This window comes from Desulfosporosinus sp. OT (assembly GCF_000224515.1).
GTDB lineage: Bacteria > Bacillota > Desulfitobacteriia > Desulfitobacteriales > Desulfitobacteriaceae > Desulfosporosinus.
The window spans coordinates 1-22,509 of record NZ_AGAF01000053.1; the positions used below are offsets into that span (position 1 = coordinate 1).

The 22,509-nt window shown below is 40.4% G+C and carries 29 protein-coding genes and 2 pseudogenes; 8 read left to right on the forward strand and 23 right to left on the reverse strand.

Annotated elements, in window-relative coordinates:
- On the reverse strand, positions 1–518 hold a 518-nt coding region (locus DOT_RS04255), incomplete at its 3' end, for a sigma-70 family RNA polymerase sigma factor (RefSeq protein WP_009614692.1).
- Positions 519–817: 299 nt separating this feature from the next.
- On the opposite strand from DOT_RS04255, the gene DOT_RS04260 reads away from it, so the two are divergent.
- The gene (locus tag DOT_RS04260) at positions 818–1,204 is read left to right on the forward strand and encodes a 4Fe-4S binding protein (RefSeq protein ID WP_009614694.1); all 387 of its coding nucleotides are present in this window, start codon (positions 818–820) and stop codon (positions 1,202–1,204) included.
- Between the two features lie 138 nt (positions 1,205–1,342).
- Here the strand turns inward: DOT_RS04260 and DOT_RS31620 are convergent, their stop codons facing one another.
- The 8 genes from DOT_RS31620 to DOT_RS04285 all read right to left on the reverse strand — a co-directional run bounded on the left by DOT_RS31620 (position 1,343) and on the right by DOT_RS04285 (position 4,835).
- Positions 1,343–1,486 carry a hypothetical protein gene (locus DOT_RS31620; protein ID WP_242833769.1) on the reverse strand — a complete coding sequence of 48 codons (144 nt, stop codon included), beginning with the start codon at positions 1,484–1,486 and terminating at the stop codon, positions 1,343–1,345.
- 56 nt (positions 1,487–1,542) lie between these two features.
- A complete protein-coding gene (locus DOT_RS32245) occupies positions 1,543–1,893 on the reverse strand; it encodes an ATP-binding cassette domain-containing protein (protein WP_282433430.1) in 351 nt (116 codons plus the stop codon).
- A gap of 10 nt (positions 1,894–1,903) precedes the next feature.
- Entirely contained in the window at positions 1,904–2,107 is a 204-nt protein-coding gene (locus DOT_RS32250; protein ID WP_009614700.1) for an ATP-binding cassette domain-containing protein, read from the reverse strand.
- Positions 2,098–2,631: an oligopeptide/dipeptide ABC transporter ATP-binding protein gene (locus tag DOT_RS04270; RefSeq protein ID WP_157998409.1), complete on the reverse strand. Its 534-nt coding sequence runs from the start codon at positions 2,629–2,631 to the stop codon at positions 2,098–2,100. The genes DOT_RS32250 and DOT_RS04270 overlap by 10 nt, the downstream gene beginning before the upstream one ends.
- On the reverse strand, positions 2,561–3,019 hold the full coding sequence (locus tag DOT_RS27690; protein WP_242833770.1) for an ABC transporter ATP-binding protein: 459 nt from the start codon (positions 3,017–3,019) through the stop codon (positions 2,561–2,563). Before DOT_RS27690 ends, DOT_RS04270 begins: the two co-directional genes overlap by 71 nt.
- Positions 2,937–3,260, reverse strand: coding sequence for a hypothetical protein (locus DOT_RS31625; RefSeq protein WP_009614705.1), 324 nt, complete (start codon positions 3,258–3,260; stop codon positions 2,937–2,939). The genes DOT_RS27690 and DOT_RS31625 overlap by 83 nt, the downstream gene beginning before the upstream one ends.
- 345 nt (positions 3,261–3,605) lie before the next feature.
- Positions 3,606–4,160: a GNAT family N-acetyltransferase gene (locus DOT_RS04280; RefSeq protein WP_009614708.1), complete on the reverse strand. Its 555-nt coding sequence runs from the start codon at positions 4,158–4,160 to the stop codon at positions 3,606–3,608.
- Between the two features lie 171 nt (positions 4,161–4,331).
- Entirely contained in the window at positions 4,332–4,835 is a 504-nt protein-coding gene (locus DOT_RS04285; protein WP_009614710.1) for an Rrf2 family transcriptional regulator, read from the reverse strand.
- Between the two features lie 195 nt (positions 4,836–5,030).
- On the opposite strand from DOT_RS04285, the gene DOT_RS04290 reads away from it, so the two are divergent.
- Positions 5,031–5,408 (forward strand): pyridoxamine 5'-phosphate oxidase family protein, encoded by a 378-nt coding sequence (locus DOT_RS04290; protein WP_009614713.1) that lies wholly within the window; start codon positions 5,031–5,033, stop codon positions 5,406–5,408.
- A gap of 338 nt (positions 5,409–5,746) precedes the next feature.
- Here DOT_RS04290 and DOT_RS04295 read toward each other — a convergent pair whose 3' ends face one another.
- Entirely contained in the window at positions 5,747–6,307 is a 561-nt protein-coding gene (locus tag DOT_RS04295) for a hypothetical protein (RefSeq protein ID WP_139024128.1), read from the reverse strand.
- A 152-nt stretch (positions 6,308–6,459) separates the two neighbouring features.
- On the opposite strand from DOT_RS04295, the pseudogene DOT_RS29295 reads away from it, so the two are divergent.
- Positions 6,460–6,585: pseudogene (locus DOT_RS29295) on the forward strand (DUF3102 domain-containing protein); the annotation flags it as partial.
- Positions 6,586–6,667: 82 nt separating this feature from the next.
- On the opposite strand, the gene DOT_RS04300 reads toward DOT_RS29295, so the two are convergent.
- The 7 genes from DOT_RS04300 to DOT_RS04325 all read right to left on the reverse strand — a co-directional run bounded on the left by DOT_RS04300 (position 6,668) and on the right by DOT_RS04325 (position 12,946).
- A complete protein-coding gene (locus tag DOT_RS04300; RefSeq protein WP_009614720.1) occupies positions 6,668–7,870 on the reverse strand; it encodes an MFS transporter in 1,203 nt (400 codons plus the stop codon).
- Between the two features lie 67 nt (positions 7,871–7,937).
- The gene (locus DOT_RS04305; RefSeq protein ID WP_009614722.1) at positions 7,938–8,477 is read right to left on the reverse strand and encodes a MerR family transcriptional regulator; all 540 of its coding nucleotides are present in this window, start codon (positions 8,475–8,477) and stop codon (positions 7,938–7,940) included.
- A 38-nt stretch (positions 8,478–8,515) separates the two neighbouring features.
- The gene (locus DOT_RS04310) at positions 8,516–9,526 is read right to left on the reverse strand and encodes a hypothetical protein (RefSeq protein WP_009614723.1); all 1,011 of its coding nucleotides are present in this window, start codon (positions 9,524–9,526) and stop codon (positions 8,516–8,518) included.
- A gap of 96 nt (positions 9,527–9,622) precedes the next feature.
- Positions 9,623–10,090 (reverse strand): VOC family protein, encoded by a 468-nt coding sequence (locus DOT_RS04315; RefSeq protein WP_009614724.1) that lies wholly within the window; start codon positions 10,088–10,090, stop codon positions 9,623–9,625.
- Between the two features lie 159 nt (positions 10,091–10,249).
- Positions 10,250–11,053, reverse strand: a complete 804-nt coding sequence (locus tag DOT_RS04320) for a group II intron maturase-specific domain-containing protein (RefSeq protein ID WP_009614725.1) — start codon at positions 11,051–11,053, stop codon at positions 10,250–10,252.
- A complete protein-coding gene (locus DOT_RS31630) occupies positions 11,053–11,475 on the reverse strand; it encodes a GNAT family N-acetyltransferase (protein ID WP_242833771.1) in 423 nt (140 codons plus the stop codon). The genes DOT_RS04320 and DOT_RS31630 overlap by 1 nt, the downstream gene beginning before the upstream one ends.
- A 76-nt stretch (positions 11,476–11,551) precedes the next feature.
- Positions 11,552–12,946 carry a PLP-dependent aminotransferase family protein gene (locus DOT_RS04325; protein ID WP_009614729.1) on the reverse strand — a complete coding sequence of 465 codons (1,395 nt, stop codon included), beginning with the start codon at positions 12,944–12,946 and terminating at the stop codon, positions 11,552–11,554.
- 132 nt (positions 12,947–13,078) lie between these two features.
- On the opposite strand from DOT_RS04325, the gene DOT_RS04330 reads away from it, so the two are divergent.
- The 4 genes from DOT_RS04330 (at position 13,079) to DOT_RS04340 (ending at position 15,748) form a co-directional block, all read left to right on the forward strand.
- Entirely contained in the window at positions 13,079–13,975 is an 897-nt protein-coding gene (locus DOT_RS04330) for a DMT family transporter (protein WP_009614731.1), read from the forward strand.
- A 177-nt stretch (positions 13,976–14,152) separates the two neighbouring features.
- Positions 14,153–14,515 (forward strand): prephenate dehydratase domain-containing protein, encoded by a 363-nt coding sequence (locus DOT_RS32255; protein ID WP_009614733.1) that lies wholly within the window; start codon positions 14,153–14,155, stop codon positions 14,513–14,515.
- The gene (locus DOT_RS32260) at positions 14,470–14,919 is read left to right on the forward strand and encodes a prephenate dehydratase domain-containing protein (protein WP_282433431.1); all 450 of its coding nucleotides are present in this window, start codon (positions 14,470–14,472) and stop codon (positions 14,917–14,919) included. Before DOT_RS32255 ends, DOT_RS32260 begins: the two co-directional genes overlap by 46 nt.
- Before the next feature lie 253 nt (positions 14,920–15,172).
- A complete protein-coding gene (locus DOT_RS04340) occupies positions 15,173–15,748 on the forward strand; it encodes a DUF5301 domain-containing protein (protein WP_009614739.1) in 576 nt (191 codons plus the stop codon).
- A 172-nt stretch (positions 15,749–15,920) separates the two neighbouring features.
- Here the strand turns inward: DOT_RS04340 and DOT_RS32630 are convergent.
- Positions 15,921–16,001: pseudogene (locus tag DOT_RS32630) on the reverse strand (hypothetical protein); the annotation flags it as partial.
- A gap of 82 nt (positions 16,002–16,083) precedes the next feature.
- Between DOT_RS32630 and DOT_RS30245 the strand changes: the two are divergent.
- Positions 16,084–16,416 carry a hypothetical protein gene (locus tag DOT_RS30245; RefSeq protein WP_157998410.1) on the forward strand — a complete coding sequence of 111 codons (333 nt, stop codon included), beginning with the start codon at positions 16,084–16,086 and terminating at the stop codon, positions 16,414–16,416.
- 5 nt (positions 16,417–16,421) lie between these two features.
- On the opposite strand, the gene DOT_RS04345 is transcribed toward DOT_RS30245, so the two are convergent.
- The 5 genes from DOT_RS04345 to DOT_RS04365 form a co-directional block, all read right to left on the reverse strand.
- Positions 16,422–17,861, reverse strand: a complete 1,440-nt coding sequence (locus tag DOT_RS04345; protein WP_009614743.1) for a DHA2 family efflux MFS transporter permease subunit — start codon at positions 17,859–17,861, stop codon at positions 16,422–16,424.
- Positions 17,862–17,922: 61 nt separating this feature from the next.
- Positions 17,923–18,492 (reverse strand): TetR/AcrR family transcriptional regulator, encoded by a 570-nt coding sequence (locus DOT_RS04350; protein ID WP_009614745.1) that lies wholly within the window; start codon positions 18,490–18,492, stop codon positions 17,923–17,925.
- A gap of 295 nt (positions 18,493–18,787) precedes the next feature.
- On the reverse strand, positions 18,788–19,675 hold the full coding sequence (locus DOT_RS04355) for an ATP-binding cassette domain-containing protein (RefSeq protein ID WP_009614747.1): 888 nt from the start codon (positions 19,673–19,675) through the stop codon (positions 18,788–18,790).
- On the reverse strand, positions 19,672–20,691 hold the full coding sequence (locus DOT_RS04360) for an ABC transporter ATP-binding protein (RefSeq protein ID WP_009614748.1): 1,020 nt from the start codon (positions 20,689–20,691) through the stop codon (positions 19,672–19,674). Before DOT_RS04360 ends, DOT_RS04355 begins: the two co-directional genes overlap by 4 nt.
- Positions 20,692–20,790: 99 nt before the next feature.
- Positions 20,791–22,395, reverse strand: a complete 1,605-nt coding sequence (locus DOT_RS04365; protein ID WP_009614750.1) for an ABC transporter substrate-binding protein — start codon at positions 22,393–22,395, stop codon at positions 20,791–20,793.
- Positions 22,396–22,509: the final 114 nt, after the last annotated feature.

The window sequence follows — 22,509 nt, forward strand, 5'->3', positions numbered from 1 at the left end:
CTTAACAATAATTCGAAGTCATTATCAGGAATGCACCTTCGTAACTTAGTTAGCGCTGAATTTAACCTTGACTTGCAAGTTCCTAATGGTATTCCCAAACAATCGGATATTTCATTAAGCTTTAGACCGGAATAAAAATGTAATACGATAATCTCTTTGCTTTTCAAATATAAATTATTAACTGCTCTCCACAATTCATGTTCCTCTTCACTTTTCAAAATAGCGTTTTCCATCAGATCAATTGAATGATTCTCAGGAACTTGGCCAAAAAATCTTAACCATTTTTGTTTTCGCAACATATTTCTGCTGGTATTTACTGCTATTTTGTATATCCATGGCTGTAAAGATTTAGAAGAATCATAAGTATAATATTTCCGAAACACTTGGATAAACGTTTCTTGAGTAATATCATCAGCCAATTCTTTTGATTTAGTCAGGAATAATGCAGTTCTATAAACAAAGTTTGAATTATCAACAAAAATTTTTTCAGCTGTTTCCCTTTCTATGTCATCACTCAACCCTAACCCTCCTTTCATTGAATAATCTACTACATATACACATCAAATCCCCAAATGGTTCGCTGCGAATAAATATATTTTCTAACTCATAGGCTTTCGGTGCTTTAGCTGCCTTACTTTTTTGAAAAATCAGATAATGAGCAGGAATTTTACGGAGCACTGTCGAAATGATAATCTAGAAAGCATCAACAGGCTCTAGCCTGAAAGACAAGCAAAGGATCAGCTAGCCTATTTGAAAAAACCATGGCATTCTTGAAGCCTAAGCTCACATTTAAATGAAATGAGGGGGAGAAAGATCTGTGAAAAAATTAGCTATTAAAGAAGGAACAACCTGTATGTCATGTCTCCAATGCATGATAGCATGTGCTGAGTCATTCTATAAGGAAGCGGATATCACCAAAGCCTGCATCAATATTACTGGAACTGAGACTGGCGGAGAACCTGTGACCTGTGACCAATGCGGAAAATGCGCAGAGGTTTGTGAATTCAGCGCCATAACCAAGACTCCCAAGGGCGTGTACATGATCAATAAGAAACTCTGCACATCCTGTGGAAAGTGCGTGGATGCCTGTCCTTACCAACTCATCGTGAAGCCTAATGAAGCTTCAGTTGCATCAAAGTGTATTGCTTGTGGCATTTGTGCAAAGGCGTGCCCCGAAGGTGTACTGGAAATCGTAGACATCTAAAACGTACAATGAATCCATGGTAGCTCTTTGGTAAAGGTAGTTGATTGCAAAAATTATAGTTTATTCGCTAATTAAAACATGTAGTTTCAGTTTGTTGTAGAAACTTGACTGCATGTTTTTTTGTCGCGCCTGCTTAGGTTAAACCTCAAGATTTGAAGCCAGAATATGTTTTGTATATTCATGCTGAGGATTTTCGAATACCTCGTCGACCGTTCCCATCTCAACAATCTTACCTCGCCGCATAACGGCCACACGATTACAAATGGCTCTTATTATCTCCAAATCATGAGAAATGTACAGCATGGAGAGATTATGCCCTTTGTTAACTTTTAAGAGGTTCAGAATTTGCGCCTGTACCGATACATCCAACATGGATGTTGGTTCATCATAGATAAGCAGCTTGGGTTTAGAGAAAGAGCACGTATAATCGACAGACGCTGCGCCTGTCCTCCACTTATTTCGTGGGGATATTTCTCCAGATGATCCTTGGCAAGGCCAACCCTTTCGATAAGCTCATACACCAGTCGTTCTTCTTCAGCCTTGTTATGCGCCATTTTATAGAGTTTGATTGGTTCCGCGCAAGAAAAATAGATATTCCTGCGCGGGTTAAACATTGACTGCGGGTGCTGAAAAACAACCTGTATTTCTTTTCTTAAGTGGTACCAATCCTTCCTATTTGCTTTGGTCAGATCGCGACCCTCATAAAGTACAGCCCATAGTCGGTTTAAGTAAACCCGAGATAATCTTTGTCACAGTCGATTTTCCGCAGCCGCTCTCACCGACCAAGCCGAATATATCCCCTTCATTGATTGTGAAGCTTACATCATCGACGACTTTAACTGATTTTTGGCCAAAAAAACCGGTATGGTATTTTTCAGTTAACCGCTTCACCTCTAACAACATAATTTGGCCCCTTCCTCCCTATCAAAGTTATTACAATTGAAGCACTTCACAGCATGCCCATCGTTCAGCTCTGTCAGCTTGGGCTCTGCTTTCGTGCAGTTTTCATTTAACTGTTCACACCTATCGCTAAATCTGCAGCCCTTGGGCAATTCTTGAAAAGAAGTCATAAACCCTTTCATAACTTTAAACCCTCTCGAAGGCATAGACGCTATCAAGCCTTTAGTGTAGGGGTGCTGGGGATTATTTAACACGTCATCAGCCCGTCCTGTTTCCACGACCTCACCGCAATACATTACGGCAATCCTGTCCGCAATATATTTTGCAGCCGCTATATCGTGCGTGATGAATATCATGGAGCACCTGGATTCCTTTCTTAACTCATGCAAAATTTCGACAACTTCTTTACGAAGCGCCCAGTCCAGCGCTTTTGTCGGCTCGTCTACTATAAGCAGGTTAGGATTGGTGATGATTGTCCAGGGACATTTCCCGAATATCTCGGCCGCCGATTTTAACGGCCCCGCCACTAACCTCCCAATAGCGCAGCAACAAGCTGACGCAGGTGGTTTTCCCCGCCTCTGAGGGGCCTACCAAAGCAACCGTTTTCCCCTGTTCTGCTGCAAAACTTACGCTATGCAGCACTTCCTCAGAATTGTCATCATAGCGGAATGAGACGTTTTCAAAGGTAACGTTATGGGCAAGTTTGTCAACATTAATCGGCAACCCTGCGTCTTTTACGACAGGCTCAGTCTCCAGGACCCTTTGAATGCGATCAGCAGCAGCAAACACCAAACCCAGATTGCGAGCTGCGCCACATACTTCGATAATCGGGTTAAACAGCAAGGCGGACAAAATGACGACCATAGGATAAATCGCAAATTCGACGGAGCCCTGAGCCACAAAGCTGGCCGTCACTCCCATGACGATGACGGTAAAGACGCCTACCAAGATCTGCATCAGCATACTTCAGAGCAATGACCAGATACCCGCCAATGTCGGAGACGCTCCCCCCCAGGAATACCACAGAAACAGCTTTAGCCATGACAAGGGCTTGTCCAATATAGGTTGTGCTGATGGCCAAACCGATCAGGACTTTTAAGGCCACTTCACGTTTAATAGCTGCCACATAACGCAGCAATCGTCCATATGCTCCCATTTGTTATCCTTTCTTTGTGCGCCACGGGCGCAATTATTATAATTATAGTTTAACAGTGGTATCCAGGGTCAAGGCCGAACGAATCAGTAATTTTGTATAATCATTTTGGGGATGTGGGTTTGTATGTAATAAAATACTTCTGAATAAAATAAAGACCACGAAGCTGACTCTAATGAGTCAAACCTCCATGGTCTTTGCAAACACCTTCATGGTTCTGCATTCAGAATATATTCTTACAATAATTCTACGATTCTACAAACTCTTCATAAATTCCTGCTAATTTCGGTATTTGAAAATAAATTCCCAAATAACTGTATTGATACATTAGAATAAGAAGATTGCGAACTAATCTACGTCATTTTTGAATCTTCCCATTATAACAGTATTATGATAGATACCATCTCTATGAATTCGGTCCTTTTTTAATAATCCTTCTTCTTCAAAGCCAAATCTTTTATATAATTGAATTGCCTTTGCGTTTGTATCTACCACGGTTAATGCAATCTTTTTAATTCCTTGATTATCTGCCCAAAATAAAATATTTTCCAATAAAACTTTACCTATTCCACAACCCCAAAATTCCTTTAATATACATATTCCAAACTCGGCTTTATGTCTAAATCTACTTAACTTACTTCCTACGCAACGACTAAATCCAATAATCTTACCTTCCACTTCTGCAACTAGAAATACAGATTTTTCTGTTATTGAATCTTCATAAATAAGTTTTTCGAAGTCCTCCGGTGTTAATAAACCTTCACCTGATTCCCTATCAAGATATTCTGTTTCTCCATCTATCTTCACTCTTAATTCAGATAGTTCAGTTGCATCATATTTAGTTGGACAACGACGCACCCATGTAAGGTTTTTACCTTCTATTTTTCTGTTTTCAATAATCATACATTACCCCTTAATTATCTATCTTTATCAAAAAAACTTTCTCGATTTCCTTCCACCACTCTGGTTCATCAGATGGCATGGGTGACAACCGTCAAAGGGCATGTCCCAGAATGGACAGCGTAATTTAAAGCCAGAATGTTCTTACTTAAACATTCTGGCTTTAAGATTAAACTACTTTGTTAAGACGTCTTTAAACCAATCATCGATTGAGTGATTCAGATCTTCAGGAAGTTTATTTCTCAATTCATGACTTAACCATGACAGTGACTTATTCGCAAGGTATTGTCTCATCTGGGCTTCTGCCTCTAACATAACTACCTTTATGAGACAAGGACATTTACTAAAACTATCGGGTAAATTATCCTTATCAACCAAGATATTATTTTGTCTAATTTCAGCGCATTGAAATATGGGAGATGCTCCTTCCACTGCCTCAATGACGTCCCAGAAACTAATTTCTTCCGGTCTGCGAGCTAACTCATAACCGCCATTTACACCTGGTAGGGAACGAACAATTCCGGCCTTCCTTAGCTTTGTAAATACCTTAGACAGATATGTTTCAGAAATTCCGTTAAATAGTCCTAATTCTTTAACACCAATTGGCTTCCCAGAGGGGAGGTCCACCATGTGCAGCAAAGAATGTAAAGCGTATTCAACACCTATGCTAAATTGCAAAGTACATTTCCTCCCTCAATCATTTCAAACACCATTGTGACATTCTCTCTCATAGTAGACCATATAAGGATAATATATTCTACCCAAGATTTCAATTGACTTTTTTAGTTAAATCAAATATAATCGCTATTATAGATAACAATTATCCACAATATCTCTTATGCCCTTATATTTTTCTAGGAGGATGAAAAAATTATGATTAACAAGACACTATCGGAAGTATTATCGCACCCTGCAGACGGAGTTGTAGCAATAGTCACTCAAGGAACAGACGAACCGCATGTCGTTAATACATGGAACAGTTATGTTCACATTTCTGCTGATGACAAATTATTGATTCCAGCCGGATTCATGCATAGAACTGAAAAAAATATTGCTTCAAATGACAAAATCCAACTTACGATGGGTAGCCGTGAAGTACAAGGCAAAATGTATAAAGGCACTGGATTTCTAATTAAGGGTACTGCCAGGTTTCTTAAAGATGGTGAAGAGTTTACAATGATGAAGAAACAATATGACTGGATTAGAGCAGTTCTAGAGATAACCATAGAACACGCAATCCAGACAATCTAGCAACTGAAACCTCTCATTATTCTGTTGCCAGCATCTTGTATCTACTATAATTTAAGCCAGTCGGTAGGAGTCACGTTTAACGAAGATAAAGTAATAAAGTCAAATAATGGCTAGAAAGAGCAAGGGATATCATTCATTTGATTATCCCTTGCTATAATATTTTAGGAGATATTACAAATGGAACTAAACGAGATCATGGCCTTTCAAATAATATCGAAGTAAATAATCCGCTCCTTGTCAATTGATAAATTTACCTCGTCATTTCTAACAAACCGATTATTAACCTCAAACAAAGTATCAACATCTAGAAGATTCTATGGAATGCTACGTTCATTCTTTTACTCTTTTAGCTTTCCGACACTTTTTAAAGCATCGTAGATTAGTTGATCACTTCTTGGATCAGATTGGCTATTGGTTGTTTTATCAGGATATCCTGCGATAATATGTATTGTATTTTGAGGAGACATCGGCAGCACCATGACTGAAGGTATAGGTGCTGTTTGTGACGAAATCGGTGTCCAAAACGCACCCAAATAAACTCTTTCATCATTCGCCACTACAACAAAAGGCAACCCGGAGAGTGGCACGTAGTCCAATAGCCCGCTAAGGTCAAAGTCTTTTCTAAGTTCCAAACTATGATCCTTCCATTTGTATATCTTCAGGTCTTTATCAGTTAATACAGGTTGTGTCTCCAACTGTAAATCTTCAATTTTAATGTTTATTGCGTTTCCTGTTTGTTCTCTCTTAACCAAAAAAATCGCAAAATGATTAGAAACCTCATGGTTTTTCATACTACTAACGGGTATTCTATTTGACTTATAGGGATTCTCTAAAGAACATGCCAAAACAAGTATAAGCAAAAATAAAAATAACATCTTTCTTAATACAAAACTCTTCATAGGCTCACTCCCACTCTTGAACATTAAAATAGTTCTCTTACACATAAAATACTCCGCAATTGGGCATTTCACTTTACTTTAGACTTCGTTAATTGTCTATCGGAATGACTTTATACGAACCTGTTCGTATATTTTACCTTGTCTCCTCCACCAGTGACGACCATCCAGATTCGTCACTGGTAACGAATCTGACCTACACCCAGGTGCTCAGCCTCCTGGGGATTCCGGAGGATGAGCGGGAGGAGTTTATCGTGGAGCATGATGTTGAGAGCCTATCACAGTCTCCACATTGGTTTTCTGATCCAACAACCAGGGCAAAACACCAGGGGTTGGCCTTCAACCGTCCGTCCGTTCATTCATTCATTCTGTCTGCAAATTCGATACTAGGCAATATAAATAACAACACAAAACGATTAAGCCCACCCCGCAGGCCGCCATTAAAACTAAAATGGAACTTAAATTTAATAACATGCCGAATAGGCCATAAGCAACCGGAAGCGATATATTGCTTATCAAGGTCGATAGACTGAACACTCTTCCAGTCATCGTATCTGTAGTATACCTTTGCAATAACGACTGCCAAAAGACAAACGCCCCGGCAATACAAGCACCGATAACTGACATGACCAACATATAAGCATAGACTGTTTGAATGGCAAAATACTGCAAAACAGCGATAACCATAAAACAGAATTCTGCAGCAAAAATAAAGGAGACCAGCGTCCCTTCGCTTACGGAAGTGGTATTTTTGATACTTATCATGACTGATCCCGCAAACAATCCGACTCCCAGCATCATTTCCAAGTAACCCAGGTTATTCAAGCCGTTTCCTTGAAGCCCTTTGGCTAAAAAAGGCAAGGTCACCGTTAAACTTCCTAAGAAAAGGTGAGCTATGGCAATGACGGTTAATAGAAATAAAATCCGCTTTTGATTTTTAATAAAAGAAACGCCTTCCCATATCTCCTCCCGGATATTTTTCGTTTCTTTCATGACGCGATAGTCTTTATGCACTGTGATAAACCAAGCCAGAAACGAGGCTATAAAATAGGAAATACCGTTTGCCAAAAATACCCAGGCTAGTCCAAATACGCTCACGGCTATCGCCCCAAAGAGAGGGCCTGCCACCGAACAAACACCGCTAACCATTTGGCTCAGGCCATTTGCTTTCGTGAAGTCTTCTTTTTCCACGATTTCGGGAATAATCGCTTGCATGGCCGGCTCGAAGAAGGCGGTGACAAAGGATATACAGATTCCGATGAGAAAAACATGCCATACTTCAAGTACCTTAACCATCGCTAATAACCCAATGACAAGGACCAGACAACCCCGGATGATATCCGTCACCACAAGTATTGTTTTCCGCTTCCAACGGTCAGTCATCACTCCGGCAAATATGCCAAGAAGAATCTCCGGAAGGGCAGATGCCAATAAAAATAAGCCCATGCAAGAAGGAGAATTCGTTCTTTGTAAAATCCACCAGGCAAGCGCTATGGCATAAAACTTATCTCCTAATTGGGATATTATCTTTCCTGACCAAAGGTAAGTGAAATTTTTGTTAATCACAATCAAACCCGCCTTTCTATAACTTTTATAGCCCATGGTAAACTATAAAGTTATAGTCAGGTCAAGTTTAATCCGGTTCTTTTCGGTCCTGCCTGCTCAATTTCCGGATATTCTCAATTTCTTTATCGCCTATTCCTAAAAATTCCAGAAAAAAATGGTGGGAATCCGGTGAATTTTTTTCTAACTGACTGTGAAAACGATCCATCATAGCATCATCAAGGCCTGACTGTTTTAGTACTGTAACAAAGACTTGTTTATCCAGCAGCATTTTTTTAGTTGTTGGATTCTTTTTCTTAAGCATTTCGACAATCATCTTTTGTTGAAATCTCAAATACTTTATTTCCCGGTTTAATTCACTTAAACGTCTTTCCAAAACATCGCTCTCGCTTTTTTCATCCGTATCAAGTAGATCTTTAATTTCATTCAGGGGCACGCCGGCTTCACGAAAAGCACATATCTGGCTCAGACGTTTTTTATCCTCTTCGGAGTATTGTCTGTAATTTCCCCTCGTACGTTGCGAAGCAACCAATAAACCAATGGAATCATAATATAATAAGGTACTTCTCGACAGCTTAAATTCACGACATAAATTTCCTATAGTATACATACGGCTACCTCTATAAATTTTTAGTTACGATATCCCAATTAACTGCACAACGATCTTGCAATCAACAGAGTCGAAGCGCCATGTCTCTCAAAACCGTCATCGTCAGCCGGACCCAGACTGACAAATACATCATCCATGACCTCATCATCAACATATGACTGGTCTTTAAGAAATGCCCCTGCTTTATTATAGACACCCATGTCAAAATACAAAGGAACAGCTTCCCCATCGTGAAAATCAACGCTGGAATTAACCCCTGTGTTTTTATCGATAATCTTCATCTTAAACCCAGGAAGGCATACTACTTTCAGATCCAAGCCTTTGTTCAGTTCTTCCTGAGATATCACTGAAACTACCTTTTTATTTTCATATGCCATCAAGGCATAAAGAACAACTCCGCCGCTGCCACCAGTTTCAACCGAAACCAGGATCTCATTTTTCTTTGCGGCAGTGAAACTCCCGATACTGAAGCGCGGCAACATGACCCCAAAATCTTCAGGCAGTAAATAAGCATCAAACTTCCCGATAACCCCATCCCTGACAACCACCGCCAGATTACGAGTTTGATTGCCAAAAGATGCACTCGGATCATTGTTTTCGCCAACCAGCAGCACATCGTCAGCAGCACCGTCTCCATCGGCGTCAATTCTGGTGCTGTCATAAACATATCTAGTCTTTCCGTTTCCCGGATCATTCTGTGAGAACGTACTACCGGGAACAAAATTCGGGGAATACTGGTGTGTTGTATGTACTGCAGTTCTTTCCGAAACAGTAGGATCTGGTTTTCCATCATTGGAAGTATTACTGGCGTTTGAATTATTTTCATTGGATGTTGAATTAATGCCGTCTATGGTATTAAGGCTGGCGACAGTTTTATCGCCGTCCGTAGGATCATTCTGCGTATTGCTTGTATTACTGGTTACCTTGACAGCGTCTGTTTCAAACATCTCATGATAATTGAAGACAACGATTATTCCGACTGTACAAGTAACTGTTATTGCAATGATGATGACAACAGGTAACTTGCAAAAAATATTTCTAGTCTGCATTGGCTCGCAATTCTCGGCTTCACAATTATTGCACTGGCAATATGTGATGGCCAACCCCTTCCCATTAGCATTTCAGATACCTAATATGCTCATTTTTTACGTTAAGCACGACCTCACATAATCAACTGGCACATCCATACGAGTGGCCGTTTCTTCAATCGAAAGTCCGGTGTTTATAAATCTCCTAACAACCATAATTATGTTTTCGCCGACTTCAATAATGTGCTTGTCCAAATCATAGAAACGAACTACTCTCTGGCCCCACGAATGTTCAAAGAGTGGATGAACATATTCGATACTTTTCATAAAGTTTAATTTTGCAATAAAGCCGTCCATGTCTTCTTCCTCAAAATATAACTCACAGGCATTGTTTCCAAAAACAATTTCTTCATCTTGCTTATGAATAAAGCCTTTCCAAGTATCAGCAGTCTGCAATGCAATACCGCCTGTCAAAGTAACATTTGCCCCAAAATCAGCAAGAATTTCTAACCCTAAAACGTCGTGATAAAACTGCTTTGCTTTCTCTATATTTCTTACAGCAATCAAAGTGCAAGTATACTTCATTCTCATAATCCTCCCATATAAAATCATAAAAAATAAAATTTCTCTAATGTTCGTTCATATGTCGGCTAAGTCGGAGGGATTGCTCCCTCTTTCTCGCCTAAGAACTGTACGTGTCCCTTTCAAGACATACAGCTCAAGCTCTCATTTATCCGTCTGTCTTTATGATATTTCCGCCAATCTCAGTTGTCTTATGGTTTTACAGACTTCCTGTTTTTGTTGTTCATTTTGAGGCTCACCTTTTAACGGGAACATTTTTCCATATCGTCTATTACAATATCCATGTACCAATTGTAAATTATTATATTTCCTTGTCCCGCCGTGTATCACCGGTACTTTTTCTCTTACTACCAGTTTCTCACTGAAATCCGTAATACTCATTCTGCATATAGGGCATTTATAATTCTGAGTTTTAGCCAGTTTCTGTTTGCTTTTAATACAGTTTCTGTCAAACTCTTTTTCGTCCCTATTCTCGAAGTATTCGTTAAGACAAGCGTCATATGGCGTTGCTCTGAATTTGATAAATGTATGCCTGGCTATCGGTATCCACGACATTTTTGTGAGTTGCTTGTACTCTTTAGGGTCGGTCAGTATCCATCGATTTTTGCTTTGTCCCGTTATATCTGGTTTGTAGTATCTATCTACTATCCAAGTTTTGCTTTTCCTTTGATGTAGATATTTTAAAAATATAAACGTACATTTCCAGACATGGTGGTCCATATATGAATACGTCTGCTTTGCGACCGAAGGCGACCAATAGTTACCTATGCCTCTTATAATGGGATTGAGTTTGTCTGTTATTGCGCTAACGTTACTGCCTTTCAGTTTCTGTATTTCCTTTGAGATGGTTTCCTTACTTTTCTTGATAGATTCCTTAGATGGCTTTATCAGCAGTTTTTTGCCCTGACACGTTGGGTATAATCTAACATTAAAGCCCAGAAAGTTAAAGCCGTCCTCTATTGGCACTACTCTTGTTTTTCTTTTGATAATTCTAGGCCCCTTTTCTCCAAATATGGCTTTAGTAGTCCATAGACATCTTCTGCATCCTTTTGCGTATTACACATTATTACAAAATCATCTGCATAAAACACTAGGGTATATTTGCTCTTATTTGCATAACTTACATTTCTGCCATTGCTCTTCACGGGTTTGTATTTTATTCCAAGTAGTTCTTCCATACCCATTAGTGCCTCTCGGTCTATGCCCTCTCTATTAAATCCACATTTCTCATAACAATTGATTGCTCTTTTGTTATATTCAAGAACTCGCAAATATACCTTATGATATACCTTATGATATCCCATAGTGTTAAAGGCAAAATTAAGTACCAATTTTGTAACTTCAGTTCCAATACCTATATTAACTTTGTCATTATTTAAAACCTTCATCTTTTCTAGGTTAGAGATTAAAATGAAAGCCATACTTTCTGCGCTTTCATTTTCCCTCGCTTATTCGATAAAATGTTTATCTGCCTAAAACATTAGCTAGCTTCCGGATTCCTTCTATAATTTTCTCCATTTCCAAATGACCATAACCGAGTAAAATTTTATCCTGATGATACCCCTTGATTAAAGCGTGTTCTTCCACCGGATAAACTCGAACACCTGCTTCAAGGCAAGCATTCAGCAATTGATCATCGAAAATACGGCCTGGAAATTGAACTATTAGGTGTAGCCCAGTTTTGTCACCGCTGATTTGGATGGACCCGGAAAAACCTGTGTTTAGTTCTTTCACCACATGGTCACGCCTACTTTTATAGAGCTTTTTCATTCTGGCAATATGCTTTCCTAAATGGCCCTCCTTAATAAACTTAGCCATCACTAGCTGTTCAAGGGTGGGAGAATGCAAATCTAAAAGTCTTTTAATCTCACGACATGGCTGAACAAGGTTTTCAGGCACAACAATATACCCTAACCTCAGGGCAGGAGAGAGAATTTTACTGAAAGAGCCGATATATATAACCCGGTCTGGATCAAGCCCTTGCAGAGAACTTACCGGAAAACCTTCATACCGGTATTCACTGTCGTAATCATCTTCAACGATAAAGCACGAAGACTTTCGGGCGAATTGAATTAATTCTACCCGTCTCTTAACGGGCAAATTGCCTCCTAAAGGAAACTGGTGCGAAGGTGTAGTAAATACGAAGGCAGGATGACTTTCAACAGGGAGCAACTGTGTTTTGATCCCAAATTGATCAACCTGAATCGGTATAAGAGGAGAACCTGATGAACAAAAAATGGAACGGATATCATTATTACTCGGTTCCTCTATGATGAAAGGCCGTTGGTCATTGAGCAACAGCTTAACCACTAGCGTTAATGCTTGGACTGCTCCAGAAGTAATCAAAATTTGACCCGGATGACAGTTAACACCCCTCGTACGGTGCAGGTAGCCAGCCAAAGTACCTCTCAACTCTTCTCGTCCTTGTGGGTCACCATAACTCCATATTGAAGATTCAGCTTCCCCGCAGATTTCTTGTGCCAAATTCCCCCACTTTTTATATGGAAAAAGTTCCAGGTAAGGAAGCCCCGAGCGGAAATCAATAAAGCTAGTAAGTATATTGTTCACGGTATCTTTGCTGGAAGAGAGCTTACTTTGATGACCTGATTCCAAATAGACTCCGTCCTCTACGTAAGTACCAGAACCGGATCGACTAACAAGGTACCCTTCTGCTACCAGTTGCTCATAAGCATCCATAATAGCGTTTCTGGAAATTCTTAGGGTACTGGCTAGCTCACGGGTTGAAGGAAGTTGCTCCCCGGGCCGCAACCGCCCACTTAGGATAGCACTGCTAATCTGGTCGACAATCTGCCGGGTTAATGGAAGTTCCCGATCCTTCTCAATAGAAAGCCATATCATATTCTTCCATACCTCCATATCCAAAGTGGCCCTATAAAAATAGCAAAAACCGGTACTACAACCAGCCACTTTCTTTTGTTATTATACACGAGAAAAAACAAGTTGTGGTATTTATTGGAGGTGGAAGGTTTTATGAACCAACAAATTAAAGCATATCTTTTTCTTGGTACTGCTATGGCCATTATTGGCAGCTCCATGAGTATAGCCAAGCTGGTAATTGGCTTCATTCCGGTTTTCTTAACTTCTGGGCTAAGGTATGCCATTTCTTTAATTATACTGGCACCCCTTCTATGGCGACAGAAAAAAGGTTTTCCTTCATTCTATAAAATCAGTAAAAAGAATTTGTTTATTCTATTTCTGCAAGCCTTAACTGGTCAGTTTCTATTCAGCGTTTTCCTGCTATTTGGCCTAAAGTACATTACAGCTTCGGAAAGTGGTATTCTAACAAGCACCATGCCCGCCGTTATCGGAGTTATTTCCTTTCTGTTTCTCAAGGAGAAAATTAGCCGTCATAAACTAGCAGGTATCACTAGTGCCGTCCTTGGTATCATGCTAATGAATATATTTGGTATTGCTAATCTTGCACAACGAGGCTCCAATCCCCTCCTTGGTAGTTTTCTTGTTTTCGGGGCTGTGGTCGGAGAATCCTTGTTCACTATTATAGGCAAGATCGTTTCTGATCGGCTTAGCTCCTTAACCATTGTCACTTTGGTAACCTTCTTCGGGTTTTTACTATTTTCCCCCTTCGCCATTTACGATGCCATATCTTTTAATTTTTCCAGCGTCCCTTTAAAGGTCTGGATGGCATTACTCTGCTACGGCTCGGTAACTACAGTTGTACCTTTTATTCTTATTATCCGGGGTTTAGCCCTGGCCCCAGCAAGTACCGCAGCTGTATTAACAGGTGTGATGCCTGTAAGTAGTTTACTTTTCGCTTACCTTATTCTTAATGAACCTTTCTTATGGGTTCACTTGCTGGGAATAGGAGGAGTTCTCATAGGAATTAGCTTTATCGCCAGGGAATTTTAGAATCAAACAATCTTGGACGCTTCTGAATGTATTCTTAAAACTTAGAAAAACCAATTTAACTCATCTAGTAAAATAAAAGCAAATTATTTATTATAGCGAAATGAGAAAAATGACAGATTCCGCAAATAGACATAAAATCAATTTTGACCAACTTTATAATGGTTTGGAGGATAATAAATGAATAAGATAGCAACACTCGGTCCAACTGGTACTTTTAGTGAACTTGCATCAAAGAAATATATTGAAACAATCAACGAAAATACTGAAGTGATCTTCTATCCAAGTATAAAAAAGGTTTTCAATGCTATTGGTACGGAATGTGAGTTAGGGATAATACCTATTGAGAATACACTGGATGGATATGTACAACTTACACTTGATTTACTTGCACAAACAGATTTGCAGATAATATATGAAATTGTTCTTCCAATACAATTTTCACTAGTGGGGAATATACAAGATATATCAGATATCAGATATCAGATATCAGAAAAATTTACGTCCAATTTAAAACTCAAGGACAATGTTCTAATTTTTTGAAAAAGCTTACTAACACTAAATTTATAATTACCGAGAGTAACGGCGAATCATTTATAGAAGTAAAAAAGGGGGTTTTAGGGGAAGCGGCCGTAGTTCCGAAATTTCTATTGAATATGAGTAATAAATTCCCTTTTAATATCGAAAATATAACCGATTCAATAGATAATAAAACTCGTTTTATTGTACTTTCGAAAGAAACTATAAATTATGATGCTAATAAACCTTATAACACTTCTATGGTCATTATGAATGCTATAAATAAACCTGGAGAATTATCAAAAATATTAACTGAGTTTTCTCGAAATTATATTAATTTAACTTCAACAATATCACGTCCAACTAAAAAAACACTTGGAAAATATTATTTTTTATTGATATTGAAGGACGTTATGCTAAAGAAATAAAATAAAACATACAATTAGAAAAATTAGTGAGTATAACATAGTTAAAATTCTAGGATCTTATCCTTTATGTTAACTTAATATATGGCTCATTTACGGAAGCCCTTTCTAATGATAATTTAATCGAACATGTTTGGGGGAATTGCGATGATTGAAAAAGCTTTAGTATCAGATTTGGAAGAGATATTAACATTACAAAAGTTAGCGTATATAAGTGAAGCAGAAATTTGCAAGGATTATTGTATTCCACCATGGCTTGATTTCTAATCCCGAAAGCTCTCAATCCGCTTCGGCAAATTTTAATCTTAATTATGTTGCCAAGAGTTCGGCGGCCCAGGACCAGCTCATCATCAGAGTTCATGGACAGGGAGCCTCCCTTATAACGGGGGAAGAGTTTGGAGAATGGCTGACCGGCGTGTCCGGCGGCTGGACTGAAAAGCAGGTTAGCTCTCCCTATGAGCTGAGCCCGGGATTAACAGTTTATGTGAACGATGGCCCTGAGGGGTACCGGTTGAATTTTTATGATTCGGAAAAAGGACTGGCTATGCTTTCCGGTGACGGGGATTTTCGCTATTATATCATCTCTCCCCAGCAATATGAGCAGATCTATGGCCTGTGGGGTTCCCGCAGCTATTTTATCCCGGAGGTGGTTGTCCGGGCCCTGCTGGAAGGAAAGAAAACCAACCGGCAGAGTGTTCAGGACATCCCTGACGAAAAGGATTACCGGGTTATTGAGATAGGCAAGGAACTATATTATCTCTACCAAAAAGGCGGCAATTATTATTGTGAGCGGCTTTCCAAGCATCTACCGGATTTAAATCTGGTAAAGTAAAACTCTGAATCGAGTAATTACCCGTCCCCTCCGTCCCTACCGAAACATTCATATCCACATACGAAACTACAAAGACTAGCAAAGAAATCCCCAAGAATTTATGGGATAGCATTTTGCGCAAGCATCTTCAGGTAGACGAAAGCGACTTTTGGAAAGGCCTTTGAAAAGTAATTTTCTCCCGCTCATCTTCCGGAGTCCCCAGTAGGAGAAGGGCCTGGCGGCAGGTCAAATTCGTCGGTGCCGACGAATTTGACCTAATCGCAACACTCCTGGGAGAATTAGGTTTATATCAACTCCACCGTAACATCTTCGCGTCTTTTTTTTCATAAAACACCATGCGCCACTCAACATCATCCATCGGCTCAAAGTGCAGTGCGGAGCAGGCTACATGGAGCTTGCCCTGGCCGCTGCCGCCGAAAATGATGGCTGTCAGACCATCTGCGCCACCAATAATGCCGATGCAAATGCTGCCCGATGACTGGGGTTCATTGGGATTGATGCGCTTCTGCCGAGGTTGGTCGGAACGAACGCAATCAGTGACGGTAAATGCACATCAGGCAGATCGGGCGAGAGCGTATAGCTTATCACAGTATAGTGCTTCGGGAACTCCTGATTTTGGCTGTCAAAATGCTCACAGGACATTTCGTGCTATTGAGAAAAGGTGCTAACTTCTTCAGTATTCCAATTTAACGCTCGATGATTTAATAAAGAACGATATAATCAGACCGACAATTGCAAGTGTTAGTCCAAAAATAAAGGCATCTTGAACACCTGCAGTCAATGAAGCCCCAATTGAAGATGGATCAGATGGGTTTGTCACACTCATCATATAAGTGTTTTGTGATACTGACATAATAGTAATAGCAACAGCTGTCCCAATCGCTCCAGATACTTGTTGTAACGTATTCATCAACGCAGTTCCATCTGGATAAAGAGCTTTTGGTAGTTGATTCAGCCCGTTTGTCTGAGCAGGCATCATCACCATAGACACACCAACCATAAGAAATGAGTGCAATACAATCACCATTAGAATAGATGTTTCTGTTGTGACCTTTGATAAAAGCCATAACATGACAATCATTATAATAAATCCGGGAAGAACGAGCCCTCTAGGTCCATATCGATCAAAAATACGACCCGTTATAGGAGACATAATACCATTTATCACGCCACCTGGTAAAAGTACAAGTCCGGCTGAAAACCCATCTAATCCGAGCCCAACTTGCAAGTATAATGGTAAAAGAATCATAGAAGACAAGATGACCATAAAGGCAACAAATACGGTTAATACCCCTAAAGTAAACATAGGATATTTAAATACCCGCAAATTAATCATCGGTTTGTTCATTTTACCTTGTCTAAGAGAGAACAAAGCTAGTGCTAAAAGACCTACGGTAATTGTAGAAATAACGATCGTGCTTCCCCACCCATTTTCACCGGCGCTACTAAAACCATACACAATTCCGCCAAAACCAATGGTTGATGAAATAATAGATAGAACATCAATTTTCGGTTTGGTAATCGTAGAGACATTTTGCATATACGTTATACCAGATAGTAAAGCGAGGACAAAAAACGGTAAACAGACCCAAAAAATCCAATGCCAACTAAGATATTCAATAATTAACCCTGAAATCGTTGGTCCAATAGCTGGTGCAAACATGATTACTAACCCCATTAGGCCCATGGTTGCTCCTCTTCTATGAATTGGGTAAATTAATAGAACAGTATTGAACATAAGTGGCAATAATAAGCCAGTTCCTATTGCCTGAATAACACGAGCTAGCAGCAACACGCCGAAACTTGGTGCTAGTGCTGCGGTTATCGTCCCGATAAGCGAGAACACCAATGAAGTTATAAATAATTGGCGAGTACTGAACCACTGTATCAAAAGACCAGAAACTGGAACTAATATCCCCAAGGTCAATAGATAACCTGTTGTCAGCCATTGGACCGTTGAAGAACTAACATTAAATACCTGAATTAAATTGCCAAGTGCCATGTTTAAGGCTGTCTCATTAAATAATCCGATAAACCCTGCAATCAAAAAGGAAACCAAGATAGGAGTGGTTTTAATAGATTGTGTTTGCTGCTGTATGGCATTTGTTGACACGAAAAATTCCTCCCATAAAAACTGAATCAGGCTTAAGTGTATAATTACTTTTCCGTAGGACCTATTTTTTAATTAATAATAATGGGATCTGTTCAGCAATGACTTGAAGCGGTTTCCCATTTTTTGTCGTTAAAGATAAAAGAATACCCCCTTCTACCATAGCGTTAATGACTATACTTAAATCCTTTGACTGCTGTTCGCTATATCCTGATTCAAGTAATTTATTTACATATGTAGATTGCCAATCCTCAAAAGCTGATTGACAGGCAATTCTTATAGGCTCACTTGTCGAATATTTTTCAGCCGCTATTGTTCCTATCGGCAAGCCTGAAATATCAAGTTCCCCGAAATGCTCTGACAATTGCAATATATGGGCTTGTAATGCTTTTATTGGATCTTCAAATCTTGCTAATATCTTTTGAATTTCACTAGTAACGGCCTCTTTTGTATGGTTAATAGCCACAATTGCTAATTCCTCTTTGCCTTTTGGAAAATAATGATATAATGAGCCTTTTGGAATACCACTTTCCTCAATAATGTCATTAAGTCCCACACCATCATATCCACGTATTCGAAATAGTTGAGAAGCAACTTCAATTAGAATGTCTTTAGTCTTATTTTTATGAGTCATCGTTAAGTCACTCCTTATAATATTATAACGACCGGTCTATTATTACAATAATCTTAAATATTAGTTTTGTCAATCGCTTAAGTCGTTGTTGCTTCATGCTGCATTAGAAGGTTGGACTGCAAATTCAAGCAAAAACCAGCAAATATGTTTGCATATACAGACTGATAGCAATACCGTTTATGTTTACCACATTGTCCACGGCTCAAGAGAATATTCTAAGCTATTTGCTTAAAACTGAACCAACATTGCCACCTTGAAAGCACCGCATACTCCACAAGAGATACAGATGTCTAATTCACTGCAAAACATAATGACCAAATGATACTTCAACCATTTCCCCCTGTGTTTTTACGTCTTTCACATCATAGTCTAAAATCTTTTTATTCCTCTCGAAGACAGGATCAGGCACTGGAACAGCGGACAAAAGAGACCGTGTATACGGATGAAGCGGATTATTAAATAACTCTTGGGTCGGTGCCAATTCCATAAGCCTGCCCTGAAGCATTACAGCCACCTTGTCAGAGATAAACTTAATAATGGAGAGGTCATGGGCGATTAGGAGAAAGGAAAACCCATAATAGCGCTGCAAACGTTGAAACAAGTTAATAATCTGCGCCTGAATTGAAACATCCAGAGAGGCAACAGGCTCATCAGCAATAATCAAATCAGGACTCGTACTTAAACATCTGGCAATGGCCACCCGTTGACGCTGCCCCCCTGAAATCTCAGCGGGACGTTTCGTTGCATAGGTGTCATCCAAACCCACTTCGAATAGCAAAGACTCTAATTTATCGCGCAGTTCATTTTTGTTCCTCATAATACGGTTAACCTTCAGCGGCTCAGTAATTATCTGCTCGACCGTCATTCTCGGATTTAGAGCAGCCGCCGAGTCCTGAAAAATAATCTGCATGTTTAAATGCAGATCTTTTTTATTTTGCCTATAGATTTCTTTTTCCGATATCCTCCGGCCCTTAAAATACACTTCACCGCTCGTGGCTGGATAAATGCCCATAATTGTCTGCGCTACTGTGGACTTTCCTGAGCCGGTTTCACCCACCAGGCCAAAAACTTCACCCTTCTTAACCTGAAAAGTCACACCATCGACGGCCTTGATCGTTAAATCTTTATTGATGTGAAAATGCTGTTTTAAATTATTAACACATAAAATTTCCTCTGGGCTCATACTTCGGTCCTTCTTTGCAGTGAAATTGGGGATGTAATTTTGGGCGCTCTTTCATCAAGCAACCAGGTTGCCGCGCTGTGGGTAGGAGAAATCTGAAACATGGGCGGCATTTCTTCGTAATCAATCGCCAGAGCAAATTCGTTCCGAACAGCAAAAGCGTCACCGAGCGGAGGATTCAACATCACCGGCGGCATGCCGGAAATACTGGTAAGATCCTCTCCCTCCTTAGTCAGGGATGGCAGCGCTGACATCAACCCCCAAACGTAAGGGTGCCTCGGATCATAATACACTTCTTCTGCCGTGCCGATTTCAACGATTTTCCCGGCGTACATAACAGCCACGCGGTCGGCAATGCGGGCCACAGTTCCAAAATCATGCGAAATAAAGACGATTGAAATGCCGCTCTTGTCCCGAATATCCAGAAGCAGATCAATTATTTTGGCCTGAACTGTTACGTCCAGAGCAGTCGTCGCCTCATCGGCAAACAACACCTTGGGATTGGAAGCCAGAGCTATAGCTAAGACACAGCGTTGACGCATGCCACCTGAAAAGAAGTGGGGCTGCAGAGCAAACATCTGTTCAGGATTTTCTATACCTACCAAATTCAGCATTTCCAGCGCTCGTTGCCTGGCCTGCTCCCGGCTGACCCTGGTATGCTTAGAAATCGATTCAGTAATTTGTTTTCCGATCGGAATCGTGGGGTTTAACGTTGTCATGGGATCCTGAAATACCATAGACAAAACACTGCCTCGCAATCGACGCATTTGTTTTTCTGTATAATCCGTTATATCTTCACCATCTACTATAATTCGCCCCTGTTTGATCCTTGAAGTTTTGGGAAGCAGCTTCAGAACCGATTGACTCATCACCGTTTTTCCGCATCCGGATTCCCCCACTACCGCCAGAATTTCCCCCTTGTTGAGTGATAAGCTAATGTCTCTGACGGCTTCAACTTCACCACTTGATGTGTCGAAGCTAACTGATAAGTTGTTAAGTTGCAAAACAGGTTCCGCCATGAACAATTCCTCCCCTATTGCAGGTAAGACGTGCCGGGTTTCCGATACCCTGCACATCTTACAACGACTGCGTAGTTTTATACTGACTCAGCCTTTCTACTATTTCTTATTCTTAGAGAGTTTCCACTCCTCAATGTTCCACATCACACCCACGGCATGGTGACCGAGAACCCGTTTCGTGTTTGGACCTTCAAGGCCACTGATGCCGACATAATTGCCGTCAAGATAAACGATTAAGACTGACCCCGGATCCTTGGCGTAAGCAACTTCAAATTTACCATACAAGCTCTTTCTTTCATTAGCATCTTGGGCATGTCTCGCTTGAGTAAGGATATCATCCACTACCGGATTGGAGTATTTCATTGTGTTTGAGCTTCCGTTGGTAATAAATTGCTTATAAGCAGCATCCGGATCAAACTCAACCGCATAACCGGCCAAGAAGCCATCATATCCGGCCTTCCAGTCGAACTTTGTAACCAACACAATTTCCATCTCCACGCCGGCATCTTTCAGCTGCTTGGTAACAACATTGGCAATATCTACGCGCTCTTCTTCGTAGTCACGCACCTGAATTTTGAAGTGGAACTTCTGTCCATTGCGCTCATAGATACCGTCGCTCCCTTTCGTCCAACCGAGCTTGGCCATCTCAGTGGCAAACTTAGCCAGATCATACGGGTAAATGTCAGCATCCTTATTACCGCCAAAAGCGTTCAACTGCATCGTGCTGTAAGCGGTACAGCCCTGACCGGTAAGCACGCTTTTCACGACAGCGTCTTTATCGATAGCATAGTTAAGCACGCCGATGGAATCCTTGTTTTGGGGCCAGAACTTGGATCTAAAGTCCATGGACACTGCCCGGTAGTCAGCTGTTGTAAAATCGTAATTTTTAAATCCCTCTTTACCACGAAAATTCTTGGCATATTTGGCATTGAGCCAGGCCAGGTCTGCTTCACCGGATTGCAGCATCAGAGCCTTTGTGCTTTCCACCGCAACTGTTTTGTAGACTATTTTTTCGATGTTGGGGATCTTATCGTAGTATTTTTCATTTCTCACGAGTGATACCGTTCCGCCGGCTTTATCCCACTGAACAAACTTATAACGGCCGGTACCCACTGGATTTTGGTTGAAAGAGGATGTCGTGAGGTCCTGACCCTCAAGCAGATGCTTCGGAATGATGCCAATTGTAAAATAATTAAGCATAGCAGCGTTATATTTCGCAAGTGTTATCTCCACGGTGTTCTCATCCTTCGCTTTTACGCTGGCAATATCCTTGTAATCATCGAGCATACTTGAAGCTAAAGTTTTGTCAGTTGTCAGCTCCTTATAAGTGTAGACAACGTCCTCGGCAGTAAACGGTTTACCATCCTGCCACAAAACCCCTTGCCTCAGATTGAAGGTATAAGTGAGCGACTTTTCATCATACGAATAACTTTTTGCTAAGTCTGCAATGGGCTTGCCGGAAGCGTCATACTTCATCAAGCCAGAAAAAACAATACTGACTAACTCGCTTTGACCAGTGACAACCGGGTTGATTGTATCGGTATTTTCGCCAGCATAGACCAGGGTATTGGACAAATCAGAGGCGTTCTTTGGTGTGTCACTTGAAACGCTTGAGGCACCTGAGCCACACCCCATAAAACTTAAAAGAACTCCTAGACATAAGACGACTGCCAATAGTGTCTTGATTCTCTTCTTGTATTTCAAGATAATCCTCCTCCAAATTTTATTATTCTAAAGGCCATTGCCCTTATAGAATGCTTTCCAGTTTGTTGGTTTCTCTTCTGAAGAAATAGGCAATATTGGTGATACACACTAAAG

Coding starts and splice junctions, on each gene's coding strand:
- DOT_RS32255 (WP_009614733.1), top strand. CDS start 14,153: ATGAATAAGATAGCAACACTCGGTCCAACTGGTACTTTTAGTGAACTT.
- DOT_RS04305 (WP_009614722.1), bottom strand. CDS start 8,477: ATGTATACTATAGGAAATTTATGTCGTGAATTTAAGCTGTCGAGAAGT.
- DOT_RS04290 (WP_009614713.1), top strand. CDS start 5,031: ATGATTAACAAGACACTATCGGAAGTATTATCGCACCCTGCAGACGGA.
- DOT_RS30245 (WP_157998410.1), top strand. CDS start 16,084: ATGCGCCACTCAACATCATCCATCGGCTCAAAGTGCAGTGCGGAGCAG.
- DOT_RS04325 (WP_009614729.1), bottom strand. CDS start 12,946: ATGATATGGCTTTCTATTGAGAAGGATCGGGAACTTCCATTAACCCGG.
- DOT_RS04355 (WP_009614747.1), bottom strand. CDS start 19,675: ATGAGCCCAGAGGAAATTTTATGTGTTAATAATTTAAAACAGCATTTT.
- DOT_RS32250 (WP_009614700.1), bottom strand. CDS start 2,107: ATGTTGTTAGAGGTGAAGCGGTTAACTGAAAAATACCATACCGGTTTT.
- DOT_RS04350 (WP_009614745.1), bottom strand. CDS start 18,492: ATGACTCATAAAAATAAGACTAAAGACATTCTAATTGAAGTTGCTTCT.
- DOT_RS04295 (WP_139024128.1), bottom strand. CDS start 6,307: ATGAAGAGTTTTGTATTAAGAAAGATGTTATTTTTATTTTTGCTTATA.
- DOT_RS04360 (WP_009614748.1), bottom strand. CDS start 20,691: ATGGCGGAACCTGTTTTGCAACTTAACAACTTATCAGTTAGCTTCGAC.
- DOT_RS04315 (WP_009614724.1), bottom strand. CDS start 10,090: ATGAAGTATACTTGCACTTTGATTGCTGTAAGAAATATAGAGAAAGCA.
- DOT_RS31630 (WP_242833771.1), bottom strand. CDS start 11,475: ATGAAGGTTTTAAATAATGACAAAGTTAATATAGGTATTGGAACTGAA.
- DOT_RS04280 (WP_009614708.1), bottom strand. CDS start 4,160: ATGATTATTGAAAACAGAAAAATAGAAGGTAAAAACCTTACATGGGTG.
- DOT_RS31625 (WP_009614705.1), bottom strand. CDS start 3,260: ATGGGAGCATATGGACGATTGCTGCGTTATGTGGCAGCTATTAAACGT.
- DOT_RS04330 (WP_009614731.1), top strand. CDS start 13,079: ATGAACCAACAAATTAAAGCATATCTTTTTCTTGGTACTGCTATGGCC.
- DOT_RS04310 (WP_009614723.1), bottom strand. CDS start 9,526: ATGCAGACTAGAAATATTTTTTGCAAGTTACCTGTTGTCATCATCATT.